Consider the following 25,073-nt stretch of genomic DNA (forward strand, 5'->3'; position numbering starts at 1 on the left):
GTACCGACGATGAATGCCCCGGCCCGCCCGGGGCATTTTTTTTGGCTAACGCTAAGAGAACGGAAGAATATAGGTCAGTCGCTAGACACTATTCATAGTGACCCCGAGGTATTCAATGCAATTAATTTTTACGCCCGAAGCTAAATCACTGCTCGCCGAGTCGTATCCCGTCGTTTACGGGACGCTTGAGCGCGGGACACTTCGCAAATTTCTTCACGACGGATCAAGCGCGATCTTCGGGTGCAAATCTACCCGTCAGCGTCGGTCAGCTTCGACCTTGTTCACCAGCGGCGTGGACGCCGCCACAAGAAAGGTCCAAGCGGAACTCGATCGGTACGCCGGCCTGTCAGTCGAAGGGCTCTTCGATGGTTATGAGCCAGAGCCAGCGCACCCCGAGGACATGATCTATTGGGAAGCTCTTTTAAAGGCTGTGAGGCTGGTCGCTATGTACGACCAGTTGGTTGCCCTTACGTACAAATACCCCAGTCATCTCGACGTCTCGCCCAAGGAGCTGCGAAAAGCCACTTTGATCGTAACTATGAGGCCACTTCTCAGAGTCAAGCGAGCTACGCGCATCGTCAACAGCGGCCGGGCTTTTGAACAGGGATGAATATGGAACGTGTACCAGCGGCAGTTGATGGGCTGCTTAGAGAACAAGCAATCCTGAGCTCTATTCAGTATCACGACCCTCACGGTCCGTGGGCACTCTGTATATTTCGGCGCGATGACGGTACGACATTTACCGCGACTGGCAGCTTTGGCCAGTCAATTCTGTACGAAGAATTCATACTCTATGGCAAATGGAGTCCGGACATACCTGGCGGGGACTTCGACACGGCCTCGTTTTCGTCTATGCCCCCCAAAGCATTGGAGACCCTCCCCCGGTACCTGTCCAGTCTCACGCAGAATCGGGTCCAAATCTCGGCTACAAGCAAGGCCGTACAGCACTTCGGCGAAAACCTGATCGATATCCTGGAGCGCGCCCCTGGCCGACTAGTGGAGGCTGGGGTATCAACGAATGACGCTGAAGTGCTCGGCAATACCTGGGCGACCGAACGCTCAAACCAACTGGCCCTTGCCCAGATAGACTTGGAAGGTATTCCACCCCAGAGACTGGGAACCCTGCAGCGGCGCCTCGGTTACATGACCGATCTGAATACCGCCCTGCGTCAGGACCCCTACCTCCTTTACGTCCATTTCGACGATATGCTCTTCAGTACCGCTCAGAGCCTCGCCAAGCGCTTCAGGGTAACCAACGACACCGTTTCAGCTGTTAAGGGTGCCATCGTCGCCATACTGCGTCGTGAGGCCTGGCTCGGCCATAGTTACATCGAAGGCCACCCTTTGATGGAAGGGGTAGGGAAATTACTCAACCTTGATCGAACTGTACTCTTCGACCTGATTAAAGAAGCGGTGACCCAACTCTGCCTCGCGAAGGTTGCGCTTGCGGAAGACAAGAAGCTCCAACTTTACAACCTCTACGAGATCGAGAAATCACTCGTTGAAAAGGCAGCGAGTTGGACGAAGCTAAATGCTGATGACCTGGAGGACCTGGTGCCTTCAGAAGCAATAGCCCAAAAGCTGCTGCGCCCCCTCAAGCTTGGCGCGCCGGCGGCACGCACACTCGGAGCAGGTCTCTGCTGCCTGATGGCAGAGCGCCTCGCGCTGGTGCAGTGCGAAACGCTGCACGACCAGCTGACAATCGTCCAAGGAATTCAGTTATTCCTAAACGCCTACGGCAGCGACGTTGTCGTTTCCGCTGCGAGCCGCGAAATGGTCGCGGAACTGTCGAAAACGCTGGGCGACGATGCGCAGGTCGTTGGCTACGCCGAACTCATTGGCTTAGACCCGGTGTCCGGAGTTCCTCTGCAACACCAGCAAAGCCCTATTCAGGCTGATGTGGTTGTGTTCGTTGGAACGGACGCGCTCGGGGTCGAAGAAATCCATTTCCTTCTGGAGGCTATGCCTAAAACAGGAAGGATTTTCATGTTGGGTGCCCCCAAGGATTTGCCATCGCAGACAGTTGGCCAACCCTTCGACGAGTTGGCCAAGGTTCCCGAGATTCGAACCTTCATCGCCAGCTTTTGGCTATCCGCAAGAACAGAACACAGGATCGCAGCTAAGGACGTATGGTCCGGCTCTATCAAGCCTGATGACAGCTTCGACCCAAGTCGCCCAGTCAGCTGGCTAAATACGCCCCGTGATGATATCGCGGCAGTCGTGAATTTCCTGCTCCGCGAACTATCTGATTCATGCGAGATCTCCCCCCTTCACGACATCAAGGCTGTGATAGCCAGACAACACGCGGACGTACCAGGCTCCGACGCGATCGCATGGCTCACGCGGTCGATCGCTGCGGAGTTCATTGGCGGCGCAGAACCAATCGAATTCCAAGGAAAACCCCTCTACAAAGGAATGCCGGCGCTCGTGCGCCAAGCGCTTTCCCTCGAGCACCCCGCGTTTTCGATCTTTGATGCTACAGAGTTGACGAGCGAAAAGATGGTCGCAACGCCACGAGATGGTTCCCCGGTCGTGCTCAACCTCAAGCGAAACTTAAACCTGTTCCATGGGGCAGTACTAACGCCGAAGTTCATCCGCGGCCGCGTCTACGAGTTTGTCATTCTCATTGTGCTCAAAGAGCACATGGGCCTGCTCAACGCAGAATTACTCTCCACTCTCTTAAACAGCACCAAACGTTCCCTGATTCTTGTGGGCGAACTGGACGACGTTGCGGCAAGTTTCCCTGGTAACGAACCCACAAGGGTTCGCTCTCTACTCCCAAAATGGATGGCTCGTAATGGCGATCAGATCTGCCCGACTTGAGGCTCAGGAAGCCCACAAGTTAAAAATTCAGCAGGCTCGTAATGTCGCCCTGAGCCTACCGCTCATTGGAGCGGCCATTCCCTTTGTGCCGCTGCCTATTGCCTTGGCTGTAGCCGTCGGATGTGCATTCTGGACACTGTTCCTCGATAGAAAGGACCAGGAGCAAGAGACCCCACTTGTTTGGGACCGCAGCTACACACAAAGCGAATTACCCGACTGCGACTTTCAACGGTCGACGTTCTTTGGCAGGGCGATGCCATGGGTAGAGTGGAAAGAGCGAACCGATGCTGTCGCGAACCTGAAGGGTGTTACCAGCGCCGACGACTGCCGCCGATCCCTGATTGAAGCTTACCCTGGCATGATCCCTTTCATGCTTTCCGACGACATTATGACGCGCCACGTTGCGCTGCTGGCCGCGACAGGTACCGGTAAGACCGAGCTGATTCTGAGCATCATCCAACAACAAATAAAAAAGGGCGCAGGCCTGCTGCTAGTCGAAGCAAAAAGTGACTCAGATTTTGCGGGTGCAATCTACGGCATGATGAAAGCTGCGGGGCGCCTTGATCAATTCAAACTGATCAACTTCGAATTCCCCGAGCAAAGCCACACCTACAATCCGTTCTTCTCCGGCGGAGTTCGTGCCACGCTGTCGACAGCGATGAAAATGCAGGCGAACTCTAAGGAAGAGTTCTGGACAGACGTAAACCGATACTCCCTATCGGCTGTAATTCTTTGCATGAAACTTCAGCCAGGGGATCTCGCCTTCCACATCAAGGACCTCATCGCAGTTCTGTCTGATTTCAACCTTCTACTGAAATTCGTAAAACGCATCCGCGAGACGGATTCCAGTTCCCATAAGGACGGCAAGGAATTCCTTTTTTCCTATCTGCGATATTGGTACGACGAAGACAAGGGGGAATGGAACCGCAAGCTATTTAAAAACATGCTCCAGGGTGCGATCTCAAAGCTCTCCGCATTTGCGCACTCCGAATATTCAAGCATTGTTAACACTTACACGCCCGACGTTGACCTTAAGGAGTCGATCCTGAACGGTGAGGTGGTAGTACTGTCGATGTCTGCCCTCGCCGACAAGGATGGTGTTGAGTTGATGGGTAAGCTCTTTATTTCAGACCTTGCAAGGGCTGTCGGTGAGATTCAGCTTCAAAAACTGAAACCGCTGATGATTTGCCCGGCGATTTTTGACGAATACGGCTCCTTTGCTGAAGAAGGTCAAGTTGTCCTTTTCCAACTTGCCCGAAGCGCGAACGTGCCAATCATCATCGCCTTCCAGGGGGTTGGTTTCCTTCAGGCGAAGTCGGCCCCCTTTGTCGAACAGGTTCTTGGGAACTGCTGGACCCATTTGTACTGCGATATCCGAGACACCGAGACGCGGGCGTTTGCTTGCAAGCTGGCAGGCACCGTGCTCCGCAAATTCGAGCAGGAGACAACGGGAACCAGTGCCGGCGCCAGCCATAGCTCGGAGCAGTCAGGAATTATATCCAACGAAAATACTGGCACGAGCTCGAGTACTGGCGCCAAAGCCACCCGTGAAGACCTCCTACAGCCGGATGACTTCCAAACCCTGGATCAAGGTGACGGAATCATCATTGCGAAATCCGGCACCTACCGCGTACGGATGCCGATGGTCCGCAACACGTTCCCTTCGACTCACTTCCGCGACATGAAGCTCACGCGGCGGCATTCACGCGGCCGAGCGGGTATCAACGCGTGGAAGGACTTCACCGAGACTAACCGCAGGCTGTTGGACGACCTGTGAGCAAAACATTTCGCATGCAGAAACTTTTAGGGAATTTTGTATGACTTGGCTACAGCAGCTGCGCAATTGGGATTACGGCCTCGATGGCATCATCGCGTGGATACTGAACCTGATGGAGTTCCACATCCAGCGGGCCGGGATTCTGGGCTACTTGGGGATCGTGGTTTTCATTGTAGGCTTGGGCCTAGCCTTCCCTGCCACACGTGGCGTCACGAGTCTCATCGTGAGTGGTGTTTTCCGGATGTTTTTCACATTCATTCAGAACCTCCTCACTCTTCTTACCGCAGACCTAATCAAATTTGTCGGTCAGATTTTACTCGCGCTGTTCCACCGAACGAGACGGTGGGTAGTTGACCTGATCGGGCGCACCCGTCGGGACTGAAAATAAACCCGGGCAATCCGGGTTTTTTTACGCCAAAGCTGCGGATTTGGGGCAGTCGCTTTCCACTATTTAAGGAAAGGAGATCCCCAATGAAAGCCGTCCTTCAATTCCTCTGCATATCCAGTGTCGCGTTTAGCGCAGTAGCTTCTGACTATGCGGTTGATGCGTATGTCATCGATCAGCGCGACCCCAAGTATCAGATCGCACTCGAGCACCTGTCGAACGCCGGCCGGTCGCTTCGTCTTGCGCAAGACGAATTGAAAAAGGCCGAGGCTTCCCACCCCCTTCCGGGACTTGATTTGGTTCGCATGTTGAGCCAGGTCAGGCCTGTGGAAGAAACCATCAACGTGATCCTGCGCCCTGAGCAAAAGCGGCTCAAATACCAGGAGCTCACACCAGATGGTCAGTTTTTCACTACCCCCCTACGACATGGAGATTGAGACGATGACCGTCTACGGATACCCCAACAAAACCATACGCCTGGAGGAACTGAGGCGGTTCATGGTCTTTATGCTGATGCTGATCGCCGTGTCCGCGCTGTTCTTACTTCCTTCGATGGCACACGCCGCAGACGGAGCGCAATGGAACGGACAGTTCGGTCCTGACGCCACCATAACCAACAATACCAACGCAAGCTTGAAGGGCTGGTGGCAGACAGCTGCAAGCTGGAGTTTGTGGATCTCTATCGGATGCCTGCTGTTCTCCATCTTTTTCTTGGGTGGTAAATGGTGGTGGATTCCGGTTTGCGTATTCCTGATTTGCCTGTTCGGCGAAAAAACTATCACCCAAGTCGGCGCTTGGGCCGGTTTCGCGGCATTGACTTAAACAGGAACCGGTAATGCGCCTTAGAACCACAACAGATAGCGACACATTCGTCTATGCAACTTCGCCTTTGAATTTCGGCGGTGTTGAGAAGGAAGACCTCCTGACGTGGATGGTCCCGATGGCGATTGCGAACCAGTTTATGGACGATCCCTTCTACGCATTCGCGGTGGGTTGCTTCTGTTTGTGGCTCTACAAGCGGCTCACAGCCGGGACCCCACCTGGGCACATGGTTCTCCGCCTAAGTGTGGGAATGGGCCGTTTTGAACACAGCGACTTCGCCAACCAGTTTCCAGCCGCAAAAAAAGTAATTCGCTTCCTGAACAATTTTCTAAACAACCTTTGGCTCGAAGTAGGTCTCCTGCCCTCGCCAACCTATTGCAACCGATACGAGCCTTAATTATGAGTGATGAATACGGCGCACCCCTCCGTTACTTTAATCTGCTCGGTCGTGGTGAGTTAAAAGCCAATCGCATCAGTGTTGCGTTTATTGCCGTCTCCGTAATCCTGGGAGGGGTAATTGCTTATTTGGTAAGCATGAATACAGAGCTACAACGCACTAATCTCGAGCTACAAGGGCAACGCGTAATGTACGGCTATCCGAACGCCGACGGCGTGTTCGTGAGCGAGAACGCAATCCCTGAACGCCATCTAATCTCTTTCGTGTCTGTATTTCTGGACAACTTTTATAACTTTACTCCAGAGTCATCGTTCACGAATGCCAACGAAGCGATGAGACTTATGTCTTCTCGTCTTCGAGCTGTACAAGAAGACACATTGAAAATTGTAGCCAAGCAATCGGCTGAGCAACAGATCACACAGGTCTTTGTACGAACTTCTCCTTATAAAATTGAAACCACGCCACAGGGCTATATCGTTTCATTCCAGGCGTTCCGCTACCGTGCGACTTTGAACACCGTATTCGCCAAGAGCAAATTCGATGTGAAGCTTTTGCTTAAACCAGTGAAGCCGTCCAAACACTTCGAGTGGGCGATCGTTGCAGACGATTTGCAGACTCAGGAGATAATTAAGTGAAAAAGACTATTCTGGCTGCGATGGTTGCCGCAGTCCTTGCTACACCCGTATTTGCTGAAGAGGAATGCAACCGTTCCCCGCGAAGTGTCATGTATCAAAACTCCCCCGTTGATGTGTTCATATCGAATGACACTCAGCGGGCAGAGGTTATTTTTCCAGAGTCATTTCTTCAGGGTATCAACGTTGAAAATAGGGAAGGCTTGGACTTTTATCCCACTCCTATCCCCAACAAGCTGGCATTTCAAAGCCACGATCCCCTATATACCGGAATCGTGACAGTTGACGGTTCTTCGCGCCAATCCTATCTGGTCAACCTGATTACCCGGCCTGGGTGCGCAGACAGCCAAGTCTCGATTACCCATCAAGCACCAGTTGATCGCTCACAACTGGCCCGCGACGGTAAAGGCCACGTAAAGGGTCTTATGAACTACCTGTTTGATGGCACTGTACCAAATGGGTACCGCAAAAACGATTTTTCAAAGCTGACCAAAGATCAACGTGTCGTTTTCCGTCAAGGCTCTGTCGAGTTCTCTCTGCAGTCACAACTCATAGGGCCGAGTTACGTTGGCACTACCTATCAGATCGTCAACCGTGGGCGCACCTCATTTAAGGTGGCGATCGACCAGATCGATTACTCCAACAAAGCAGTGAAAGAGTCCATAGGCACCGCGCGCCAAGTAGCCATGCTGCCTTCCTCGCGGGTACTCGGCCCTTCTCCCGAATTCATCACCGAGGTTTACGGGGACTCGCACCGCGGGCTGCTCTTCATCGTATCGGAGAAGAGCAAATGAGTGACTCAAGCGCGAATCAAGGTCCTAACAAAAAGCTGCTCTGGATCATCGCGGCTGTAGGCGTGGCGATGTTCCTGTTTGGTAAATACACCGACAGGAAAACCGAGGCAGAGGCCCCGAATCAACAACGCCCTGTAGCCATCGAGGCAGGCCCGGCGGGCATCAATCAAATCACCGGGCAGGACAAAGACGCTGCACTTACCCAGTTCCGCAAGCAATTGGAGGCCATGCAGGCCGAAACCAACCGAACTGTAGTGGAGCGTATCAAGGCTGATAAGGCGCGCGATCAGCAGATGCGGGAAATGCAGCAGCAGAACAATGCACAAAGCCGCGCCTTGAGTGAAAAAATTGCCGAGATGCAGAAGAAGGGCGTTGAGGACCTGTACAACGCGATAAACCAGAAGGACAAAAGCGCTAACAACCTCTCGGGAATCACGGGTGCAAACAATCTCAATATTCCGTCGGGCGGGCTTTCGTTTGACGGTGACTTGGACCTTGGGCCGCCAATCGGGCCAAGCGCGGCACCAGTTCCTAAGCACCCTTTTGGCCCCAACTACTTTGTACTAAAGCCAGAGACCCAGGCTCAGACCACCTTCCAAGGCAAGAGCGGTGGTGGACAGGTCTCCCCTTCCGAGGCGTCGCTGTTCAATGACATGTCCTCGCCTAGCGGTACAGGGCAGAACAGCAAGAACGGTGGAAGCCTCGACCAACAATTCAATGATGTGTATGGCACGCAGGGAAACAGCCAGGGAAACCCAGCTAGCCAAAACGCAAATACTGCAGTTGCCGCCCAACCAACGGCAATGACTGCCGACGAAGCACGCGTGAAGAAAATGGCGGCCGATACCTACGAGATCAACGCGTTCTCGTTCGTGGAAGTGACCACATTGCATGGTGTGGCCTGCCCGATCGGCGCCAACTCCCCTGGTGCTTCCGACTCAGCGAAGATCCCTGCGCGGCCGATTGTCCTTCCAGTTCATGGCATTTTTAAGGGGCCAAACGGTGTAGAGCGTGACCTCGGAACCATTCACCTGATGGGTCTCTGCTCCGGTCTTAGGACTTCGTCCTCAAGCACCGGCCGGGCAAACATACGCGTTGAGCAACTGAGCTACTGGGATGCCCTAGGCGGCCCGCAAATGGTCGCTGCCACCGGCTACATCGTTGATACCCGCGATAACGAAGCGGACGTGTACGGCAAGCTCGATAAGGCGTCTGGCCGAACGTTGGCACTCCAGGCTGCTGCCGCAGCAGCTGCCGCTTACGCAACGACATTGAGCTCCGCAGAGTTCACTAACACCAGCGCCTCGCAGAACGGCACCACCAGCGCCACTAGCCAACTCACCGGCGATGCAACCAAAGCAGCCGTATCGCAGGGCATCGGTTCGATGTTCCAAAAGATCAGTGAGCGATTCAAGGCGGAAGCAGACGCTGCAATCGACACGATCCTCGTTGAACCAGGCATCCGGCTGCGCTTCGTAACCGATCAGCCTATCCGCGTCGTGAAGCCTCTCGAACCGTTCGACATCGATGCCTCGATGTACGACACCCTGATTTAAGAGCGTTCAACCATGCACAAACTTTTCCCAGTTTCTGTTTTTGCCTTAGCGCTTTCCGGTTGCGCCAGTGACGACGAACCGTTTCGCCGCGGCGCAACGATGGACCAGATCTACGACACCGTAAATTCCAATGGTAGCCAAGACACCGTGCGACTCCTGCGCGAAGGTCTGCGGGCCCGACCAGAGCTTGGCGCAAGCGACCCCTACTATCCGATTCGTAATCCTGACGTGGTAGCCCCGGTTTGGGTTGTGCCCTATGCCGACAAGAAAACTGGGGTGAAACATGGCGGCCGTTGGGACTACGTAATTATGGAGGACGCGGATTGGGCAAATTAATTCTTGCCTTAGCGGTGCTGATAGCGCCCTTGGCGCACGCCGAGGGCATTTCGCAGGGCCACAAGGACGCGATCCGCGAGTACTACGAGAAGCAAATTCTCGGGAGCGGTAAAGACCTAACGGTCCGCCAGCCCGACGTTGTTCTCTACCGCAAGTACTTCACCAAGCCAAACGTTATGGATACCCGTTCTCTGCCACCGCCGGATGAAATCCCGTGGCCGCAGATTTTCAAAAAACAAAACGTGACTCTTGGCGAGATTCTGCGGCTGGCGTCAGCAGCCAGCGGGTATGAGACCGAGTTTGATCCGAGCATCGACCAAAACGAGATTGTGAAGATCAACACGGCGCCGAACTCCCTGCGTGATATCGCGGAATACCTGTCACGCGTAAGCGCTACTCAAGTCACGGTATATCCAGAATCACGACTGATCACCGCAACACGGAAGGTATCGACCAATGGCTGAGAAACTCGCGCTGCACCTGCATGACTCCGAACTCGAGGGCCTCGCCCGGCGAGGTTACCAAGGGGGGATGCCAATTCAGCTGCTGTCCGATGCGTTCCTCTATGAATCGCATGGTCGGTACTTCCACACCCAGGACGGTCGGTTCGCCAGGATCTGGAAGATGTCAGGCGTCGATTCGTCGATGCTGAACAACGACGCCCTGTTCGAGGTTACCGGGTGCTTTGCTGACGTGATGAACAAGTTTCCACCAGGTAGCACTGGTCAGTTCATCCGCCATACACACCGCGACATCCGGGGAATAATGGGGCTTTACCACGACCAGATTGACCCAGACGCGGGCGAGTTCGCCACTGCGATCGCGCACTCGATCATGGACCGGCAGTATCAAGCAGCAACATCTGCAAACGGCTTCTTCGGCCAAATGTCTGACCTGACCCTGAAACAGATGCAAGACGATGCTCTCGCTGCAATTAATGACGAAGAAGATGAAGACGTCCGTGCAACTGCTTCGGAAGCAATCAGAAGGGAAGTTCGCGAAGGGCGTTTCCCGTTTATCAGCGATTTCTACCTTGTCATCATGTGGGAGCCCGAGTACGTCTTCGGGAAATTCTTCGAATCCACCGTCAAGGCGGGATTAGCGGCTGTAGGCTTGGCGGATGCGAACAAGATGACTCACCGCGCCTACACCAAACACGCAAAGATATTCGGTCAGTACTGCACTGAGATCGAGCAGGCGCTCGCCACGTACAATTTCCATCCCGAGGTACTGACTGGCCAGGGTTATTTAAACCTTCACTACGCTCTGATGAACCCTGTTCGAAGCTTCGAGATCGAGCCGCCAAAGTACCGGGCTGATATCCCAATCCTTGAAGCGCTACAAAACCCAAACATCGTTTCCAACCGAGACAACCTAGCGGCAACCGCTACGTTCGCCCACGTAGAGACTGAACCTGAGGGTTGGACCATCCATGACCGTGGAGTCGAATACTACATTCGCCCCGTTTCCGTCATGGGCAAACCGATTCGCAGTGCCCCTGGCATGTTGCAAGCTGCGATGGCAGGCATTGAGTCCGAAAGCCTCATCACGATGAACTGGCTGGTTCCGCGTCCTCTGGTCGTAATGAGCCGGCTTGCGGTCCGCGGTCGGATGATTGCAGCCAAGGAATCGATGCGCATAGGAGACCGAGAAACGCGCGACCAACAGCGCTCTGACCTGGATTCCGTGCGTAACAAGATCACTTCGGAGAACGCGAGCAATCGCGAGCAGTTCTTCGATCTCGCCGTACACATCAATCTGATGGGTTTTTCAAAGAGCATCATCGAAGACCAAGCCATGTCGCTCGAACGCCGCTTATGGCGAATTGGTCACAAGGAAGTTCTGCGGGGCGATGCGGTTGTACGTAACAGCTTACCCTTCAACTTCCGTCAGACCAGCATGAAGCTGCTCAAGCGTAGCATTCCGCACCTGACACAAAGCGTGTCCCACATGGCGCCACTTTTCATTGAGTACCAAGGCGTAGCGGACCCAGCGATCCTCATGAACAACCGGGCTGGTCAGCCGATCTTCCTGGACCTTTGGGGCGATAGCGTTAACACCGCTCATTCACTGATCTGCGGTACCACAGGTTCTGGTAAATCCTTCACTTTTAACAACCTGCTAATGGCCTTGCGTGTCAAATACCGTCCGAAGGTCTGGATTATCGACAAAGGCGATTCCTACGAGAGTCTGTGCCTGGTTCTGAATGGCAACTATGTTCGTTTGACAACTGAGCCCTTCATAGAGCCAGTCACCCAACGCACCATTAATCCGATCTGCATCAACCCATTTGCACTGAAGAAAAACGACGACGGAAATCACGAAGCGCCTGAGCTCGACGAAAAATTCTTCGTCGCGCGTATGCTCATTATGATGATGGAGGCCGGCGACGGTTCGGGCAGTACCAAGTCCAACCTAACCAAAGTGACCTCGTCGCTGCTCTACAACGCACTGGACCTTTTCTACGAAGATTGGGTTGAAACCCGCCCGAAGGACGAGCCGCGCTTCCGCGATTTTATCCCGTATCTAATCAAGACTAATTTCCAAGAGCAGAAGGGTCAAACGCTGGCCGAGAACTTGACGCTCTACTGGGGGAACGGGCCGTTCGCAGCAATCTTTGACGGCTACCTCCAGGTTGACTGGGAAAACGACTTCACGGTCCTCGAAACGCAGCGGATGTCAAAATCCCCTGCGCTCGGGGTGGTGACTTTGGCTCTGTTCCGCCAGATCGATTTGTACTGCAAATTCAAGTTGCAGCGCAGCCGCAAAAAAATCGTAGCAGTCGATGAAGCCTGGGCGACCCTCTCCGACCCTAATGCCGCAAAAGCGCTCTCCAGCTTCTATCGTGAGCTTCGCCGTTACGGCGCTGGGTGCCTGCTGATTAGCCAGACCGTTAAGGACTTCGTGAACTTGATCAAAGCGGAAACGAGCGGAGGCGGAGACTCTCAGGACGGCGTCCTGGAGAACACAAGCCACTACTTCTTCCTCGCCTGCTCGGAGTCCGACTACCGAGTGGCCAAGGAAGAACTTGCGTTCACCGATGAGGAGATTGACCTGTGGAGATCCCTCGCTTCGCTACCGCCAATGTACTCCGAAGTTTTCTACCGGATGCGCACGAGCCAAAGCCTGTACTACTCCGGCGTGTTCCGTTTGTTCTCAGCACCGATGACGCTCTGGATCGCGAGCTCACACCCAGACGACTACAACCTGCGTGAGATTAAGACAGCCGAAATTGTTCGTGAGACCCAACTGGACGAATCGCTAGCTCGGCAGCAGGCAATTATTGCTCTCTCCAAAACACACCCCTACGGAGCCCGTTATGGCCAACTTGTTTAAGGCCTTTGCATTCATTTGCATCGCTTTTACCGCTGGATGTTCAGCTAGATATGAGCCCCGCGAAACAATCGTCGATACCGAGCAAAGCAAACCTGTGAAGGAACTCTACGCCCCTAAAACCGAACTCGAACGCAGAGCGTATTCCGAGGGTGTCAGCCAGGTCCTTACCGATATGAAGGGCAAGATGCGAGCGCGAGATCGCTTCACATGGGATGCCCCCCAGGTCCAATGCGGCGTGAGAATTCCGGGTCGCGTCGTGAACGGAATGCTAATTCCGGAGCACGAAGAATGCGTCCAAATCGCCCCGGGCCGATGGTCCGAAGAGGCACCTACATTTCTGCCAGTCCTTGGAGGTAACTAACATGAGCAACGAAAAGAAAACTGGTGGCCTAGGCGACATCATCGAACGGATCAGGAACGGTGCTTCCAGCCTTAACTCTAAGGCAAAAAATCCAGAAGGAAGTGCTGCGGCGGAGCCTACAGTAGGCGACCATGAATCTGAGCAACTGGGCAAGCCTGTCATTGATGACCTAAGCGACCCCTTGTTGATCGACCCACAGGATCATCCACAGCCGGACAAAAAGGCCAAGGCGAAGATGACCATCGGCAAGAAGGTTGCCCTCGGCGCCGTGGTCGTCTGTGCGATTATTCTGGCAAAAAATGGGGTGCTGACCCCTGGCGCTCCAACCCAAGAGCCAGGCGATGTCAAAGCTGCCTCTAGCGCATCAAAACCAACTGACTCCCCACTTGGCTCGCAGCAGGCGTACAACGAGGTTGAGAGCGATCTTAAAGCGCCACTGGGTGACCAAACTGCGGATGATCCAGCGGTTGGCCAGACCCTTAGCGACCTACGCCTAGAAGGTCCGTTTCAGAAACCACTCGACGCAGAGACAGTTCCAGTAGTTTCGGCACAAATCCCTCCAGCTGGTGACGGCTTCGGATTTCCCTCGGCATCTGATTCCACCCCGTCCACCCCACAACCTGTTGCAACTGTGGCGCCGAGCGCGCCGGTGGTTCCTCAACAAGCGAGCAGCCCATTCGGTGCCACAGAGCACCTAGTAACCGCACCGGCGCCCAACGACTCACCAAATGTGTTTGCAGGTATCCCTTCCCCCGCAAAGCCGACACCAATTCCGACAATTACTGGGGCCGAAAAACACGACCCTGTTTTGGGTAGCACTCCCCTTCAAAACCCGGATAGTAGTCCACAGCCGAGTCAGCAAAGCAGTGCGGTCGATGTGTCAGAGATGAAAGCGCAGCTGAATGCGAAAGACTTAGAAATTAAGTCTCTCACAGAACAGCTGGCAGCCAAGCAGGCCCCGAAACCTTCGCGAACTCACGCGAAACCGAAGGCTAGCGTAGCTTCCATCCCGAAACGCTCGGCGACTGTTGAGCAACGAGCCAAGCCGAAAGCCACCGTGGCCGCAGCGAAGGTTTATCCGAGGCCGAAACTGTGTGTGAAAGCGGTAGCCCCACCAGCACGTAACTGCCCCTCGTGCGTTGCCCACGCCTTTGTCGTCGACGCAGGTGGGGAAAACATGGTTGGACAAGGAGATTTCCTTGACGGCTACCGCATTTCGATCGCCGGTGATCGCCTCGACTTACAGAACTCGGATGGCCAAGTAGTGCACAAGTTCTGGAGTCAGCAAAATGGGTGTTCAACGATATAACATTCACGAGAAGATCAGCAGCGCGGATGAGCTGTTCCTGTCCCAAACCGCTGCTGAAGTCTCGGAGTGCCATTTTCGCTCCCCAAATCTCATCACAGTACGCTGGGGCATTCCCAGCGCTAGCGAAGCCGACGAGCCAAAACTGGCGCCAGGCGAGCTAACCCAGACGCAGCTAATCCAACTCGAAGCTGCAGTCCTCCTGTTCATGAAACAAGAATACGAACTAGCGCGGACTGCACTCGAACCCTTCGTTTCCATCAACCACGAAGAAGCGTCGAAGCTTTACATCAAAGTGCTGCAGAAACTTCGGGTTCCAGGTTGGGACCTGATCGCACAACGCATTAACCGTGTCAGCACAGACACATTGTTTGTGCCTGCCGGCAGCACTGAGGTGATTGACGGTGAAAAAGTGATCTTGATCCATCAGGGGTTGAGTAAATCACTTGGGCACGACGCTCCGCGTTGCGTCGTCCGTTATGTCGTACATCACGAAATACTCCACGAGCACCTCGGCACGATTCCGGAAGACCCACACCCCCTACTCTTCCGTCGCCTAGACAAAAGTTTCCCGGAGCGCGCGCGTGCAGTCGCTTGGCTGCAGAAAAACAGTTTCTCGACAATTGAGGGAGGCCGACTTTGATCCGGATTTTGCTGGCCACCATGCTCGGCATTGCCAGCCCCGTGTTCGGTTCACCATACGACCCGCTCATTGATTACGCAGCACGCAGCCACGGCGTGGACCCCATCGTGTTGAGGGCTATCACAGCTCAGGAGTCGCGCAAGAATCCATGGACCTTCAACGCAGATGGAGAACCCTTCCAATTCAAGGATAAGGAATCTGCAGTCCGCGTCCTATGGTCTTTGACCCAAGCCCCTTGGATGGTTAAGGCAATCCTGAACAGCGGCCAACGATCGCGCCGATTCTTTACCACTGAGTCATCCGCAAGGGCTTATGCCTACTCAGCGCAATCTGCCGGATCCCTGCGCCTGCGGTCCGACGACAGCCGCGAGGTCAGCAAGGGCGAGATCCGAATTCGGCCTCTTAGGCTAATCAATACCGACATTGGCATTGCACAGGTCAACTACCGATGGCATGGCCAGGGAATTGCGACCGTTCAGATGTGGTTCGACCCGTCCTACAACCTGAACTACGCAGCCGCCCACTTGGCGGAACTGAAAAAAGCTCACGGAAGCGATATCGCTGCTGCGGGTTATTACCACTCAGCGACACCGAAATACCGCCAGCGCTATCTCGCTAACTTCATGCCCAAATACAACGAGGAGAAACGGCTTGCATCGTCCGTATCTTTGGCTACTGCTCGCTAGCCTTATTTCGCCATACACCCATGCAGCACCTCCCCAAACCAACGCGGATCAACGCGTAGGTGAGGGCATGATGTTGATGCTGAAGGGCGAAAAGCAAAAGGCCTGGGACATTCTGCTCCCCGAGGCTAAGGCCGGAAATGTCATCGCCATGTACCACCTTGGAGGGTTGATGCTTAAGTCGCCGGAGTACCCGGACAATCTGAACAAGGCTGCAAGATTCTTCAAGGCAGCTGCAGACCGCGGGCACAAAGGCAGCGCAGCGATGCTCGCTCAAGTTCAGGGCATGATTGATAGACAAGGGGGTGTCCCCTCGATCGCAGGCACCACCGGATTGCCAATACCCAAAGACGTAGAGGGCGCAAAGCAGGCATACGCGCGCATGCAAGCCCAGGTCGGCAGATTTGTTGGCCAACAGCAAACCACCACACCGCTGGCCACGATCAAGATGTTCATCACTGAAAACGCCACCTCGGCCGCCGATCTCGTGGAAATAGCCAATCAGGCGAAGGCTCGTTTCGGCGACAAAGTCGCCTTCGAATACTTCGTATTGATTGACCAGGCAACTTGGGACCCTCGGCGCGTTTTCACACCGGCGATCGCCAACCTTCCACTAACGGGGTTCCAACCAGACCTGAACGGCGAAGAGGCACGCAAATATGGCGTCCGCTCGACACCAGCCATTGTCATGGTATCCCAACAGGGCAGGCCCAAGATTCTGAGCAACGCGCAAACAATCATCACCGAACTATCTGCCGTCCTCCGGTAAGGAACTTATGAAAAGCTCACTAAAATTTGCTTTGGCGTTCATCGCCGGAGGCTTAGCCTTCAACGCACCGTTTGTAATGTCGGAGGCCACTGACGCCAACGAACTACTTTCAAACGCCATGGCTGTGGCCTTGGCTAAAGTAGGCAAGTTCAATGAGGATCGCGAGAACGCGGAACTGGACAAGCTTCCAAACATTTTAGAATGTCAGAACATGCAGTGGATGAAGAACTGCACTGAGCTCAATCGCAATGCCAAGAAAAACCCGCAAGCGCCCATGCGCATGCTGGGAAAGAATGATATTGAGTTCAACTTTCAACCTGGGACACCCAGTGCAGTCATCAGACTTCAATTAGAGCAATCGCCAGAAGCAGCTGCCGCGCTCGTGAGTTACATGGACAGGACTTGGGGTGAATACCACAAATCTGCAAATCTATACAAAATGGCGATGTGGAAGACCGGAGATCTGCAGAACATCAAGGGGCTAGACGCTGCCGCTGAAAAAGCGTCCGCCGTCAAATATATAGACACCGACAACGTGAGTATGTCTGTATTCGTCGAGTCCACCTGCCCGGTCTGTGAAAAGCAGTTGCAAACGCTTTCGACGGTACAGCAGAAGTATCCCAAGCTTAAGATAAAAGTCTTTCAGCTCGATGGTGATCGTGATGCGTTCCTCAAGCATGTCACGCAACGGGGTTTGTCTGGGCGCGTGCTGTCCCGGGACGAACGCATGGGCCTCCAAAAAATGGGGCTGACGTCCTGGCCAATATCTTGGATTGACAACACCAAGGTGGAGCGACGAAAGAGCCTGATTGGCCACAGAACACTCGCGCAGCTGGAAGATCAGTTCCAAGCCATGACATATATCCAGGAAGAGAAGAAAGTACAATGAAAAACATGAACTTCACTACCAAAGCTATCCTAAGTCTGTTCATGATCATTTCTACTGCATCCTTCGCTGCAGATGACACTGGGGCGTCCATGGATACCCCGTGGACTCGAAAAATGACTGATGTAACCGGGTTATTTGGAGAGTCCATCAAAGGCTCAGCCGTAATGGACGCCAACAAGGGGGGATCATTTAGTTTCGATACATTTACTCCGTTTCAAGATCAAAGAACTGGAGTTGTGGATGGCTATGGTGCGACTGAAGTCGGAGTAGGTTGCAACGGTCTAAACTTGGGAACTGTCTTAGACGGAAATATGGGCCAGTACGCCCAAATGGTTGAACAGTTCATCTCAAACGCCCCGAGTTTGGCAATTATGTACTTAGCATATAGCCAACCAACCGTGAAGTCGGTCATCGACCAGTTGAACTCAGTGGGCCAATTTGGCCTTGATATGAGCAATTTGACGTGTTCAGGCGTTCGCGGGAAAGCTGATAAAGCGTACGAAGAAAAAAAGCAGGAGCTCGCAGAAGCGGACTGCACCGTCGACGAAGGCTTCAAAAGCACCAAGTGCATGGCTGGTGAAGGCTTAACAGGCTCTTTAGTCCGCCAGATGGGTGATTACAAACAGAAAGGCGTCGAGCGGGCGAATAGCCTGATGGGCAAGGTCACAGGCGCTACCGGCGGACTGATTGGCTGGAACGCTTCTGTAGGAGGCGCCAACCCTGGTGCGGGTACGGGTTCAGGAAATGGCACGGGACTTATCACAGGGGGTCTTAGCCCATCCAGAATTGCAGGTAAGGGTTGCGCTAATACCGCACCGGAAGGCACCGCTGGGTTGGTTTTTGCGGCCTCCGAGTTAGGGTGCGAAGACATAAAAAAATATTCGGGGTTGATTCCTTCGTATGGATCAAAGGAAGACGCTACGACAGTAATTCCGCGGTCAGTTACGCTCGAAAGCCTCTCCAAATCGATGACAACTGAGTACATGGGCCTTTACCAGAAGGTGTACGCCGCTGACAACGCTAGCTTTAAAACAACTCAAGCGCACAAAGATCTAGTCGCCCGTGCAGATATCACCATCAGCGAAGGTGAGCATAAGTACATGCGTGGCCTTGCTCGTAGTGCACCGGCCCTATTCCTGTCGACTGAACGCCAACTCGCTACGTTAGCCATGATGAAGGAACTAGATGACGTAATCTCGAAGATTGAGATCGGAGTTTCTAGCGGTATTGCAAACCAACCGGACAACACCCTGAGCCCAATGGTAGTGGAAAAGACCAGATTGTCCGCCGCCGCGTTGCGCCAGCAATATCAAGCACTACAAGCTCGGATAAAACATGATCAGGAGAGGAATAAGGTCTTCGTAAATACCCAGCAGGCGACTCAGTAATGGCCCTCGAAACCGAGGTACCGGATTACGGACTACTACAATTCGTAAACTCCAACTTTGCGGACCTAGTGGCTCACTACATAAACATGTGGCAGGCGTACAATCAGACGCTGACGGCTGCAGCCATGAACCTTTGCCTATATGGCGGATTAGCATGGGTCGGTGTACTGACAATGAAAGCGCCGGTAGACCGCTTGAAAACAGCGGCCAGCGCTTTTGGCATTGTGATGCTGGTGGCAATGTTGCTCCAACCAGGGACTTACAAGGTAGGGCCTTCAGGGGGCCCGGTTGGATTATCGGCTGGTGCTGGATGGTCTTTGAAACTGGTGGGTAACGTTTACCAACTTATGAAATCGGCCCTAGATAACGTTAACGACGAATCGGCTATGGAGTTGGCGTTCGCTAATGCCTACCACGTCACTGACGAATCGACGATGGCAAAATTTAACAACAGTCCTGCAAAGCAATTGTATCAAGACTACATCAGTAAATGCCAAGCCGCCCTTACCGCATCAGCAGGCTCGACTCCGGACACACGGACGGCCGGCCGGGCGGTCGGGCTATTCGGATCATCCGGCGTTAACCAGGTTGAGATTATTGGGCTAACTCAACAGTCATATGATGCATTAAAGAACAAAGTATCCTCCAGTAGCCTTAAGGCTCAACCGATAATCTTCGGGGATGACAACCCCAACCTAGGGGCCATTGCTAGCGAGTCATTCGTGGCCGAAGGGGTAGATAAGGGACGTGCTTTGCTAGCGGCTATACCAGAAGACGAAAATTTTTTCAGCGAGCAAAACTCCCAGGGTGGATATTTAATGCCTTCTAAAGAGTTTTACGTCCGGCAGATAAACCCTAAAAAAGCTACTGAAGGGGTCCATGAGTTTGAGAAAATCACTGACTCCGCGGACAACAGTCTTTACGCCAATTCTGACTATGTCGAGGGCAGCGCGATTCCTGAGGACCGGCAAGCGCGTTTTTACCCAAAGGACTGTCTGCAAATGTACGGGCTTGTGACAAAGGCGGTCGCAAACTGGACGGCGGCAATAAAACAGGTAGTGCCTGCGGGAGAGCAAACCGCATACATGCGCGACTTTCAATCAGCACAAGCTAAATTGATTAACGATGTTAATAATCGGGTTGAGCAGGAGCAGGCCAACAAGGGCACAGGAATTCCAATTAATGGTTCTGTGACGTTCGACACCCAGAAAACTAATTTCGGGGTCGAAAACCTGACCAACGAAGTCATGACAGCTATGCAAGACCTTGGAATGGAATTCCGCCAGTGGATGCTTAAGTTTAAAATTCCTACGATGATAAACGGCTGTGCAATGCTGGCCGGGATGCTTGTAGTTCTCTTTCCAGTAATCTGTGTGTTCGCTGTTTTTTTTAATCCGAGCATGCTAGTTAGCTATATAAAACTACTGGCCTTTTCATATATGGTCCCGTTCATAAATAACCTCTGCCTTACTATGGCCTCTACTACCCTAGCGATGAATGGCGAGTTAATGAGCGGACTGCAAGCCGGCAATTTCTCAGAGAACTATCCTCTCCTCATTTCTGCAGGATCGGCGCAATATGTAATTTTTATGGCGCTAACTGCAGTAGAAATAATCATAGCCAAGATGCTGATCTGGGATGATGTAAAAGGTCTCTCAGGCTTCAATCCAGCGGGTGCCGCGACGGGTATGGCCGCCACTGGGGCAGCGGTCGTAGCGGCGGGACTTAAAATTGGAGGTGCGGCGATGAGCGTCGTGGGAGGACCTGCCAAAATGGCCGGCTCACTAGCCAAAGGTGCTGGCGGTGCAGCGGCCTCTGCCGGAAAAGCTGTGGGCGGTGGCGGTGGCGGTGGCGGTGGTGGAGGCGGAGGACTAGGTGGAGGCTACGGGCCTGCAAATTTGAACGTCAATTTGAACATTCCCAAAGCACAACCATCTTCTACTGCAGGAGCCGCGCGTAATTTGGCTTTGCCCAAGACCAGTACTCCAAGTGGAGGTGGCACTTCGACCACCTCTCCTCCAACGAACTCAGGACAGTACGGCGGACCCAAAGGCCCGTACTCAACAAAATAGCTAGCCTAAAGCCCGCCGAAAACGCGGGCTTTTTTTATTTCGGTGGTATATCCGCACAATGCCGGGCGACAGGTCGGCATGGAGTCGACCCTGGTTTAGCAATAAAATGCGAGGATTGGGCTTGGAATTCTGGTGCGGGCCGTTATACCGGCTCATATCCAAACCACGGAGATGGAAAATGAAAAAATTGATGCTTGTGGCACTGCTGGCGGTTGCAGTGGCCGGCTGCGGTGATGACAAGCCTGAAATACCGACGTTTGCCGGGTGGATCGGGGGCGAGGTTGTAGGCGCACCGACCTTTATGCTGCCAGGCCCAGTTCAAGCGTTGAAGAGCGCTCAAGACCAATCTGCTCAGTCTGGAAAGGCTTGGTTTTTTGAAAAGGCACAGTGGAAGCCCAAGGGCTGGTCCCTCTGGGTCGCTTCCAATGTCTATTCGGACTACAAAACCCCGCGGAATGATCTTGAGTATCTGCGTAAGGGGTTTGCCCGAGCAGATGCCGCCCACGAGCGGGCGAAACAAGACAGCAATTTCATTGGGGGAATCAGCAAGTGGCTTAAGGCGAACAACGTCAACGTTGAGTTGAATTTTCTGGGTTACGACAGTATTCCGGGATCACTTAAGCCGGTGAACGATGCCTATAAAGGCTATTGGCTGACGTATAACAATCAGCCGTGCGAGAGAGCTTTCCGGCTGTGTGTGAACAATTACTTTGTGTCGCCGGCGGCTCGGCTTGCCGGGGGCACAAGTCTCTCGTTCAAGGAATGGATCTCGCCCTACCTGGTCTTTGGAACGGATTTGAAAGCGGCCGGCCAAAAGGATGTCATTGCATCACAAGGTGGTATGTCTGATGAGAGAAGCCCTTTCTTCGACTACTGGCCGACAATGGTTTTCTTGGTCAACCCCGAAGGTAAAGTTACTCGTGCGTGGCTGCCTCAGAAGAACGACGCTGCGAGTGTTCAGCGTGTCCAAGGCGCAATTGTGGCGGACGTGGGCGGAGAGTATCGGGATCTACCTATTCCAGAGGATGCCTATTCTCCAGGTCCGTCGCGCTACTCCTACTACGGGCAGTATTTTATCGAGACAGGCGTTCAAGCTGTTATCGAAACATTTCAAGAGATCCAAAATTCTAAATGATTGGCGAACTGATGTTTCAGCAAGATGGACGCACCTACCCTGCCTACCAGCTTGACGCCCTGGGTAACCTGATCCGTTGCGACGGGTCAGGTCCCAGTGGTGGCTTGGTACCCTTCGGTATCGAATTGGTTTCCTCAGCCTCAGAGGTGGCAAGCCCTAATCCATGGACGCTCACCCCCGCGAAGGTGCTGGAGCGAATTGCGTTTGTTGCCCCAGCACGCGGCGACACACTCGAAGCGTATCCAGGTCTGCAACTTGCCCAAGCCAAATTCCCTTTCGTGCCGCACTTGCCAGTGATCGAGGACGAGGCGCTCATTCTCCAGGCCATTGAGATCTTTCCAAGCCTGTCCGGGGACGACTCGCTCGCCATCCTGGAGCAGCTGGGGGCAAACGGGATTTTCCCGATCCCCAAGACGGCTACCTTCTGCGCTGAGATACACGAGGCTGCGGGGGAAGGTATGTGCATTCCACCCATCAAATGTCTGACCGCTGGTTGGATGTCGAGCATGAAGGTGTACCGTAGGTCATTGGTTCGTTCTGCCTAATGTGCTGCTCTTTGATCCGTGCCACCACCAGCGAAGTGTAAATTTTGATTCCGTTTCGGAGCAGACCAGTCATGCAAACCTATAACGTCGACGTTGCATATCTTCAGGAAGAAGACGCCTTCTCTGCCAACCAGTTGGTGCAGAACTGGCCCTCAGCAGCCAATCCGTTTTTGAAACGTTCGGGGGGCAATGCGCAGACCGGCGCACACGGCAGCCTTGCGCTTGAAGACTTTGCTCAATGGCTTGGTGAGTTGGCTCTTGCGCTACCTGCTTTCGACGGGGTTGCTGTCGACCTGCATTTAACTCACGACGGTACGGACTATCAGGTTGAGTACACCGTCGGGCAGCGAGTAGCGAATATTGACCCTCCAATCGAAGCTGACAATCCAGGGTTCGTGCGTTATGCCCTACAGTGGTTTGCGAACCATAGGCCGAAAATCCGGCTCTTCGTAACTGATGGGGTGTTTTGGGTGCAGGGGCAATAGTGATGGGCACAACAACAAAGTCTGCCGTGCAGCAGATGCTTCTAGAAGTGGAGCGCGTCGGGGATGGATGTCACGTTTTCAGTCTGAACCGCGGGACCACCAGTCTGATCGGACACGGTCGTGTGACCCCTCCCCTACTTACGTGCTCGGCTGACAAAAATGAATTAGAGAAAATGGTGGGATGCTTTTCTACATGGGACGGGGCAGTGAGGATTGCAGCCCTTTTGCAAGAAGGGCTGCTAGACGTTTGGATCGAGTGAACTTAGGCGAAATTCATAGGGGGAAGATCGGCTAAAGGGTCATCGACCTCCTGCGTCATGATAGGCGTATCGGACGCAACCATTTTGTGAACCTGTTCTGTCGCGGTTTCACTCAGAGATCGTGGAGCTAATCCTGCCTCTCTAGTAACCATCAGCGTTACATCGGCTGCCGGCGGTTCCTTCTTCTCAGCGATCTCCCCACCAGTGGTTACCGCCATGCGCCCACCCTGCTTCAGCGCCAAGGCCTTATTAAGCGCCTCTGTCACAAGACCAGGGTTCACCTGCCGGAGCATCTGATGGCGGTTTAGCAGGTTGATTATTGCCACGCCCTTCACCCCTTTGGGTAAGGAGCGGTAGAGAGCGTAAAGCTTGGGATATTTGTCTTCCTGAAGCGTAATCTTTACCCGCTGAAACTCAACTTCTTCCGCGACATTGTAATCCGCTTCGGTAACCGGCCAAAGGTCAAGGCATGCCTCAGACATGGCGAGCACAACCTGGTTTCCAGCTTGGCGTGGGTATTTGCCTAACACCTCAATCAGCGTGTCGTGTGAACCAGGCACGAGCTTATCCCGGATTGATATGCTTGGCATCTCAGTCACTGGCCGCCACCTTCACTTTTGCGTGATCCTTGAAATTTTGAGTCACGTAGAAGCGGTGAAATCCACGGACGATCGAGTTTTCCGGGTCCTTGGCCATATAGATCTTCGTGTTGATGTACTTCTCAAGCAGCTTCGTTCCAAGGACGATTGCCCCGCCACCTGCAGTTACCATACCGGCAAGGAAATCTGTCTTCTTCCAGACCGCACCGATGCAACGCTGCAACGTATTGTCCGCGAACTCCTGGCGAGCAGGGAGACTAATCGGTTCGATATCGATCCGATTGCCGCGCCATGGGATATACCCCTTACGAAGCCAGATATCCATGGTGTATTCATTCGTCTGACTGTCGAGTTCGAACTCTTTCGGTAACCGAGCTTTGGCAGGCAGTAGTGCGTTCAGGGAGTCAATATCCTGGAGCTGGGTGAACAGACGCTTATGGATGTCTGAAACACCCTTCGATTCGCCGAAGCGGAGCTTTGTGTCGGTGCTCACTTTGCCGTCTGAGAACTGCCCTGCGTCGATGGTGCCTTGGCCGATATCAATGATCCCGACCTTTCCTTCCATAACTACCCGTGGGTTGATTCGCTCGCCCTGTGAATCCAGCAGATCCGGATCGAACCAGGGACCGACGTATTGTGGAAGTACGGTCACGCTGACTGGTTGATACCCCTCCTCGATAGCCCATTTCTTCAAGTCGGCAGCAAAGTCAGACCTTAACGCGTAGAAAAACTCCGTCGGGAGTCCGGTGACAATAATAGGGCGCGCCTGCCCCACATCCTTAAGTACCTTAAGAAAGAGTACCCGGATGGTATCGGAACTGTAGTAACTGGAATCGGTGCTCCGAGTGCTTGCCCCGTCCTCTCTGCAGTCATCACCGACATAAAAATTACCAAGCTTGGGCTTAAACATTTCCCGACTGAAACCGCTGCCCAGGCCTTGGTTCGACTGAGCGGGCGCGACGAGCGAGGCAAACGAGCCTCTGATTTCGCCAGCCCCTGCAATGTAGCTGGTGGTTCCATTACCTAGGTCGATAGCGATCAGCTGATCAATGGTCTGCGACATTATCTCTTCCTTCTACG

The 25,073-nt window shown here is 53.6% G+C and carries 25 protein-coding genes; 23 read left to right on the forward strand and 2 right to left on the reverse strand.

Going from position 1 to position 25,073, the window contains the following annotated elements; translation table 11 throughout:
• The first annotated feature begins 115 nt into the window (after positions 1 to 115).
• The 23 genes from L9059_RS01585 to L9059_RS01695 all read left to right on the forward strand — a co-directional run bounded on the left by L9059_RS01585 (position 116) and on the right by L9059_RS01695 (position 23,134).
• On the forward strand, positions 116 to 610 hold the full coding sequence (locus L9059_RS01585) for a hypothetical protein (protein ID WP_247286381.1): 495 nt from the start codon (positions 116 to 118) through the stop codon (positions 608 to 610).
• Complete coding sequence (locus L9059_RS01590; RefSeq protein ID WP_247286383.1) at positions 607 to 2,823, forward strand: exodeoxyribonuclease; 2,217 nt, start codon at positions 607 to 609, stop codon at positions 2,821 to 2,823. Before L9059_RS01585 ends, L9059_RS01590 begins: the two co-directional genes overlap by 4 nt.
• Positions 2,798 to 4,600, forward strand: coding sequence for a type IV secretory system conjugative DNA transfer family protein (locus L9059_RS01595; RefSeq protein ID WP_247286393.1), 1,803 nt, complete (start codon positions 2,798 to 2,800; stop codon positions 4,598 to 4,600). The genes L9059_RS01590 and L9059_RS01595 overlap by 26 nt, the downstream gene beginning before the upstream one ends.
• A 40-nt stretch (positions 4,601 to 4,640) precedes the next feature.
• Complete coding sequence (locus tag L9059_RS01600; protein ID WP_247286395.1) at positions 4,641 to 4,982, forward strand: hypothetical protein; 342 nt, start codon at positions 4,641 to 4,643, stop codon at positions 4,980 to 4,982.
• A gap of 89 nt (positions 4,983 to 5,071) precedes the next feature.
• Entirely contained in the window at positions 5,072 to 5,422 is a 351-nt protein-coding gene (locus L9059_RS01605) for a hypothetical protein (protein WP_247286397.1), read from the forward strand.
• A gap of 4 nt (positions 5,423 to 5,426) precedes the next feature.
• Positions 5,427 to 5,807 carry a hypothetical protein gene (locus L9059_RS01610; RefSeq protein WP_247286406.1) on the forward strand — a complete coding sequence of 127 codons (381 nt, stop codon included), beginning with the start codon at positions 5,427 to 5,429 and terminating at the stop codon, positions 5,805 to 5,807.
• A gap of 13 nt (positions 5,808 to 5,820) precedes the next feature.
• Positions 5,821 to 6,204, forward strand: coding sequence for a hypothetical protein (locus L9059_RS01615; RefSeq protein WP_247286408.1), 384 nt, complete (start codon positions 5,821 to 5,823; stop codon positions 6,202 to 6,204).
• A gap of 2 nt (positions 6,205 to 6,206) precedes the next feature.
• A complete protein-coding gene (locus L9059_RS01620) occupies positions 6,207 to 6,839 on the forward strand; it encodes a hypothetical protein (RefSeq protein ID WP_247286410.1) in 633 nt (210 codons plus the stop codon).
• A complete protein-coding gene (locus tag L9059_RS01625) occupies positions 6,836 to 7,630 on the forward strand; it encodes a hypothetical protein (RefSeq protein ID WP_247286412.1) in 795 nt (264 codons plus the stop codon). Before L9059_RS01620 ends, L9059_RS01625 begins: the two co-directional genes overlap by 4 nt.
• Positions 7,627 to 9,186 (forward strand): conjugal transfer protein TraB, encoded by a 1,560-nt coding sequence (locus L9059_RS01630; protein ID WP_247286414.1) that lies wholly within the window; start codon positions 7,627 to 7,629, stop codon positions 9,184 to 9,186. Before L9059_RS01625 ends, L9059_RS01630 begins: the two co-directional genes overlap by 4 nt.
• A 12-nt stretch (positions 9,187 to 9,198) precedes the next feature.
• Entirely contained in the window at positions 9,199 to 9,522 is a 324-nt protein-coding gene (locus L9059_RS01635; protein WP_247286424.1) for a TraV family lipoprotein, read from the forward strand.
• Entirely contained in the window at positions 9,510 to 9,986 is a 477-nt protein-coding gene (locus L9059_RS01640; RefSeq protein ID WP_247286426.1) for a hypothetical protein, read from the forward strand. Before L9059_RS01635 ends, L9059_RS01640 begins: the two co-directional genes overlap by 13 nt.
• Positions 9,979 to 12,858, forward strand: coding sequence for a VirB4 family type IV secretion system protein (locus tag L9059_RS01645; protein WP_247286428.1), 2,880 nt, complete (start codon positions 9,979 to 9,981; stop codon positions 12,856 to 12,858). Before L9059_RS01640 ends, L9059_RS01645 begins: the two co-directional genes overlap by 8 nt.
• Positions 12,859 to 13,220: 362 nt before the next feature.
• The gene (locus L9059_RS01650) at positions 13,221 to 14,528 is read left to right on the forward strand and encodes a hypothetical protein (RefSeq protein ID WP_247286430.1); all 1,308 of its coding nucleotides are present in this window, start codon (positions 13,221 to 13,223) and stop codon (positions 14,526 to 14,528) included.
• Positions 14,509 to 15,168, forward strand: coding sequence for a hypothetical protein (locus tag L9059_RS01655; protein ID WP_247286431.1), 660 nt, complete (start codon positions 14,509 to 14,511; stop codon positions 15,166 to 15,168). Before L9059_RS01650 ends, L9059_RS01655 begins: the two co-directional genes overlap by 20 nt.
• Positions 15,165 to 15,854 carry a lysozyme family protein gene (locus L9059_RS01660; protein ID WP_247286433.1) on the forward strand — a complete coding sequence of 230 codons (690 nt, stop codon included), beginning with the start codon at positions 15,165 to 15,167 and terminating at the stop codon, positions 15,852 to 15,854. The genes L9059_RS01655 and L9059_RS01660 overlap by 4 nt, the downstream gene beginning before the upstream one ends.
• Before the next feature lie 67 nt (positions 15,855 to 15,921).
• Positions 15,922 to 16,620, forward strand: a complete 699-nt coding sequence (locus tag L9059_RS01665) for a sel1 repeat family protein (protein ID WP_247286435.1) — start codon at positions 15,922 to 15,924, stop codon at positions 16,618 to 16,620.
• A gap of 7 nt (positions 16,621 to 16,627) precedes the next feature.
• The gene (gene traF / locus L9059_RS01670) at positions 16,628 to 17,509 is read left to right on the forward strand and encodes a conjugal transfer protein TraF (protein WP_247286437.1); all 882 of its coding nucleotides are present in this window, start codon (positions 16,628 to 16,630) and stop codon (positions 17,507 to 17,509) included.
• A complete protein-coding gene (locus tag L9059_RS01675) occupies positions 17,506 to 18,897 on the forward strand; it encodes a hypothetical protein (protein ID WP_247286438.1) in 1,392 nt (463 codons plus the stop codon). Before traF ends, L9059_RS01675 begins: the two co-directional genes overlap by 4 nt.
• Positions 18,897 to 20,969, forward strand: a complete 2,073-nt coding sequence (locus L9059_RS01680; RefSeq protein WP_247286447.1) for a hypothetical protein — start codon at positions 18,897 to 18,899, stop codon at positions 20,967 to 20,969. The genes L9059_RS01675 and L9059_RS01680 overlap by 1 nt, the downstream gene beginning before the upstream one ends.
• Before the next feature lie 178 nt (positions 20,970 to 21,147).
• The gene (locus L9059_RS01685) at positions 21,148 to 22,104 is read left to right on the forward strand and encodes a hypothetical protein (protein WP_247286450.1); all 957 of its coding nucleotides are present in this window, start codon (positions 21,148 to 21,150) and stop codon (positions 22,102 to 22,104) included.
• A complete protein-coding gene (locus L9059_RS01690; protein ID WP_247286452.1) occupies positions 22,101 to 22,649 on the forward strand; it encodes a hypothetical protein in 549 nt (182 codons plus the stop codon). Before L9059_RS01685 ends, L9059_RS01690 begins: the two co-directional genes overlap by 4 nt.
• A 71-nt stretch (positions 22,650 to 22,720) precedes the next feature.
• Positions 22,721 to 23,134: a hypothetical protein gene (locus L9059_RS01695; protein ID WP_247286453.1), complete on the forward strand. Its 414-nt coding sequence runs from the start codon at positions 22,721 to 22,723 to the stop codon at positions 23,132 to 23,134.
• A gap of 262 nt (positions 23,135 to 23,396) precedes the next feature.
• Here the strand turns inward: L9059_RS01695 and L9059_RS01700 are convergent, their stop codons facing one another.
• Positions 23,397 to 23,993, reverse strand: coding sequence for a hypothetical protein (locus L9059_RS01700; RefSeq protein ID WP_247286455.1), 597 nt, complete (start codon positions 23,991 to 23,993; stop codon positions 23,397 to 23,399).
• A complete protein-coding gene (locus L9059_RS01705; RefSeq protein ID WP_247286457.1) occupies positions 23,986 to 25,056 on the reverse strand; it encodes a ParM/StbA family protein in 1,071 nt (356 codons plus the stop codon). The genes L9059_RS01700 and L9059_RS01705 overlap by 8 nt, the downstream gene beginning before the upstream one ends.
• Positions 25,057 to 25,073: the final 17 nt, after the last annotated feature.

Origin of the sequence: Pseudomonas violetae (genome assembly GCF_023072615.1) — a bacterium.
Classification (GTDB): domain Bacteria; phylum Pseudomonadota; class Gammaproteobacteria; order Pseudomonadales; family Pseudomonadaceae; genus Aquipseudomonas; species Aquipseudomonas violetae.

Bases quoted from the DNA above. Each gene is read 5' to 3' on its own strand.
- L9059_RS01585 (WP_247286381.1), top strand. From the start codon at position 116: ATGCAATTAATTTTTACGCCCGAAGCTAAATCACTGCTCGCCGAGTCG.
- L9059_RS01590 (WP_247286383.1), top strand. From the start codon at position 607: ATGAATATGGAACGTGTACCAGCGGCAGTTGATGGGCTGCTTAGAGAA.
- L9059_RS01595 (WP_247286393.1), top strand. From the start codon at position 2,798: ATGGCGATCAGATCTGCCCGACTTGAGGCTCAGGAAGCCCACAAGTTA.
- L9059_RS01600 (WP_247286395.1), top strand. From the start codon at position 4,641: ATGACTTGGCTACAGCAGCTGCGCAATTGGGATTACGGCCTCGATGGC.
- L9059_RS01605 (WP_247286397.1), top strand. From the start codon at position 5,072: ATGAAAGCCGTCCTTCAATTCCTCTGCATATCCAGTGTCGCGTTTAGC.
- L9059_RS01610 (WP_247286406.1), top strand. From the start codon at position 5,427: ATGACCGTCTACGGATACCCCAACAAAACCATACGCCTGGAGGAACTG.
- L9059_RS01615 (WP_247286408.1), top strand. From the start codon at position 5,821: ATGCGCCTTAGAACCACAACAGATAGCGACACATTCGTCTATGCAACT.
- L9059_RS01620 (WP_247286410.1), top strand. From the start codon at position 6,207: ATGAGTGATGAATACGGCGCACCCCTCCGTTACTTTAATCTGCTCGGT.
- L9059_RS01630 (WP_247286414.1), top strand. From the start codon at position 7,627: ATGAGTGACTCAAGCGCGAATCAAGGTCCTAACAAAAAGCTGCTCTGG.
- L9059_RS01635 (WP_247286424.1), top strand. From the start codon at position 9,199: ATGCACAAACTTTTCCCAGTTTCTGTTTTTGCCTTAGCGCTTTCCGGT.
- L9059_RS01645 (WP_247286428.1), top strand. From the start codon at position 9,979: ATGGCTGAGAAACTCGCGCTGCACCTGCATGACTCCGAACTCGAGGGC.
- L9059_RS01650 (WP_247286430.1), top strand. From the start codon at position 13,221: ATGAGCAACGAAAAGAAAACTGGTGGCCTAGGCGACATCATCGAACGG.
- L9059_RS01655 (WP_247286431.1), top strand. From the start codon at position 14,509: ATGGGTGTTCAACGATATAACATTCACGAGAAGATCAGCAGCGCGGAT.
- L9059_RS01665 (WP_247286435.1), top strand. From the start codon at position 15,922: ATGATGTTGATGCTGAAGGGCGAAAAGCAAAAGGCCTGGGACATTCTG.
- traF (WP_247286437.1), top strand. From the start codon at position 16,628: ATGAAAAGCTCACTAAAATTTGCTTTGGCGTTCATCGCCGGAGGCTTA.
- L9059_RS01675 (WP_247286438.1), top strand. From the start codon at position 17,506: ATGAAAAACATGAACTTCACTACCAAAGCTATCCTAAGTCTGTTCATG.
- L9059_RS01680 (WP_247286447.1), top strand. From the start codon at position 18,897: ATGGCCCTCGAAACCGAGGTACCGGATTACGGACTACTACAATTCGTA.
- L9059_RS01685 (WP_247286450.1), top strand. From the start codon at position 21,148: ATGAAAAAATTGATGCTTGTGGCACTGCTGGCGGTTGCAGTGGCCGGC.
- L9059_RS01690 (WP_247286452.1), top strand. From the start codon at position 22,101: ATGATTGGCGAACTGATGTTTCAGCAAGATGGACGCACCTACCCTGCC.
- L9059_RS01695 (WP_247286453.1), top strand. From the start codon at position 22,721: ATGCAAACCTATAACGTCGACGTTGCATATCTTCAGGAAGAAGACGCC.
- L9059_RS01705 (WP_247286457.1), bottom strand. From the start codon at position 25,056: ATGTCGCAGACCATTGATCAGCTGATCGCTATCGACCTAGGTAATGGA.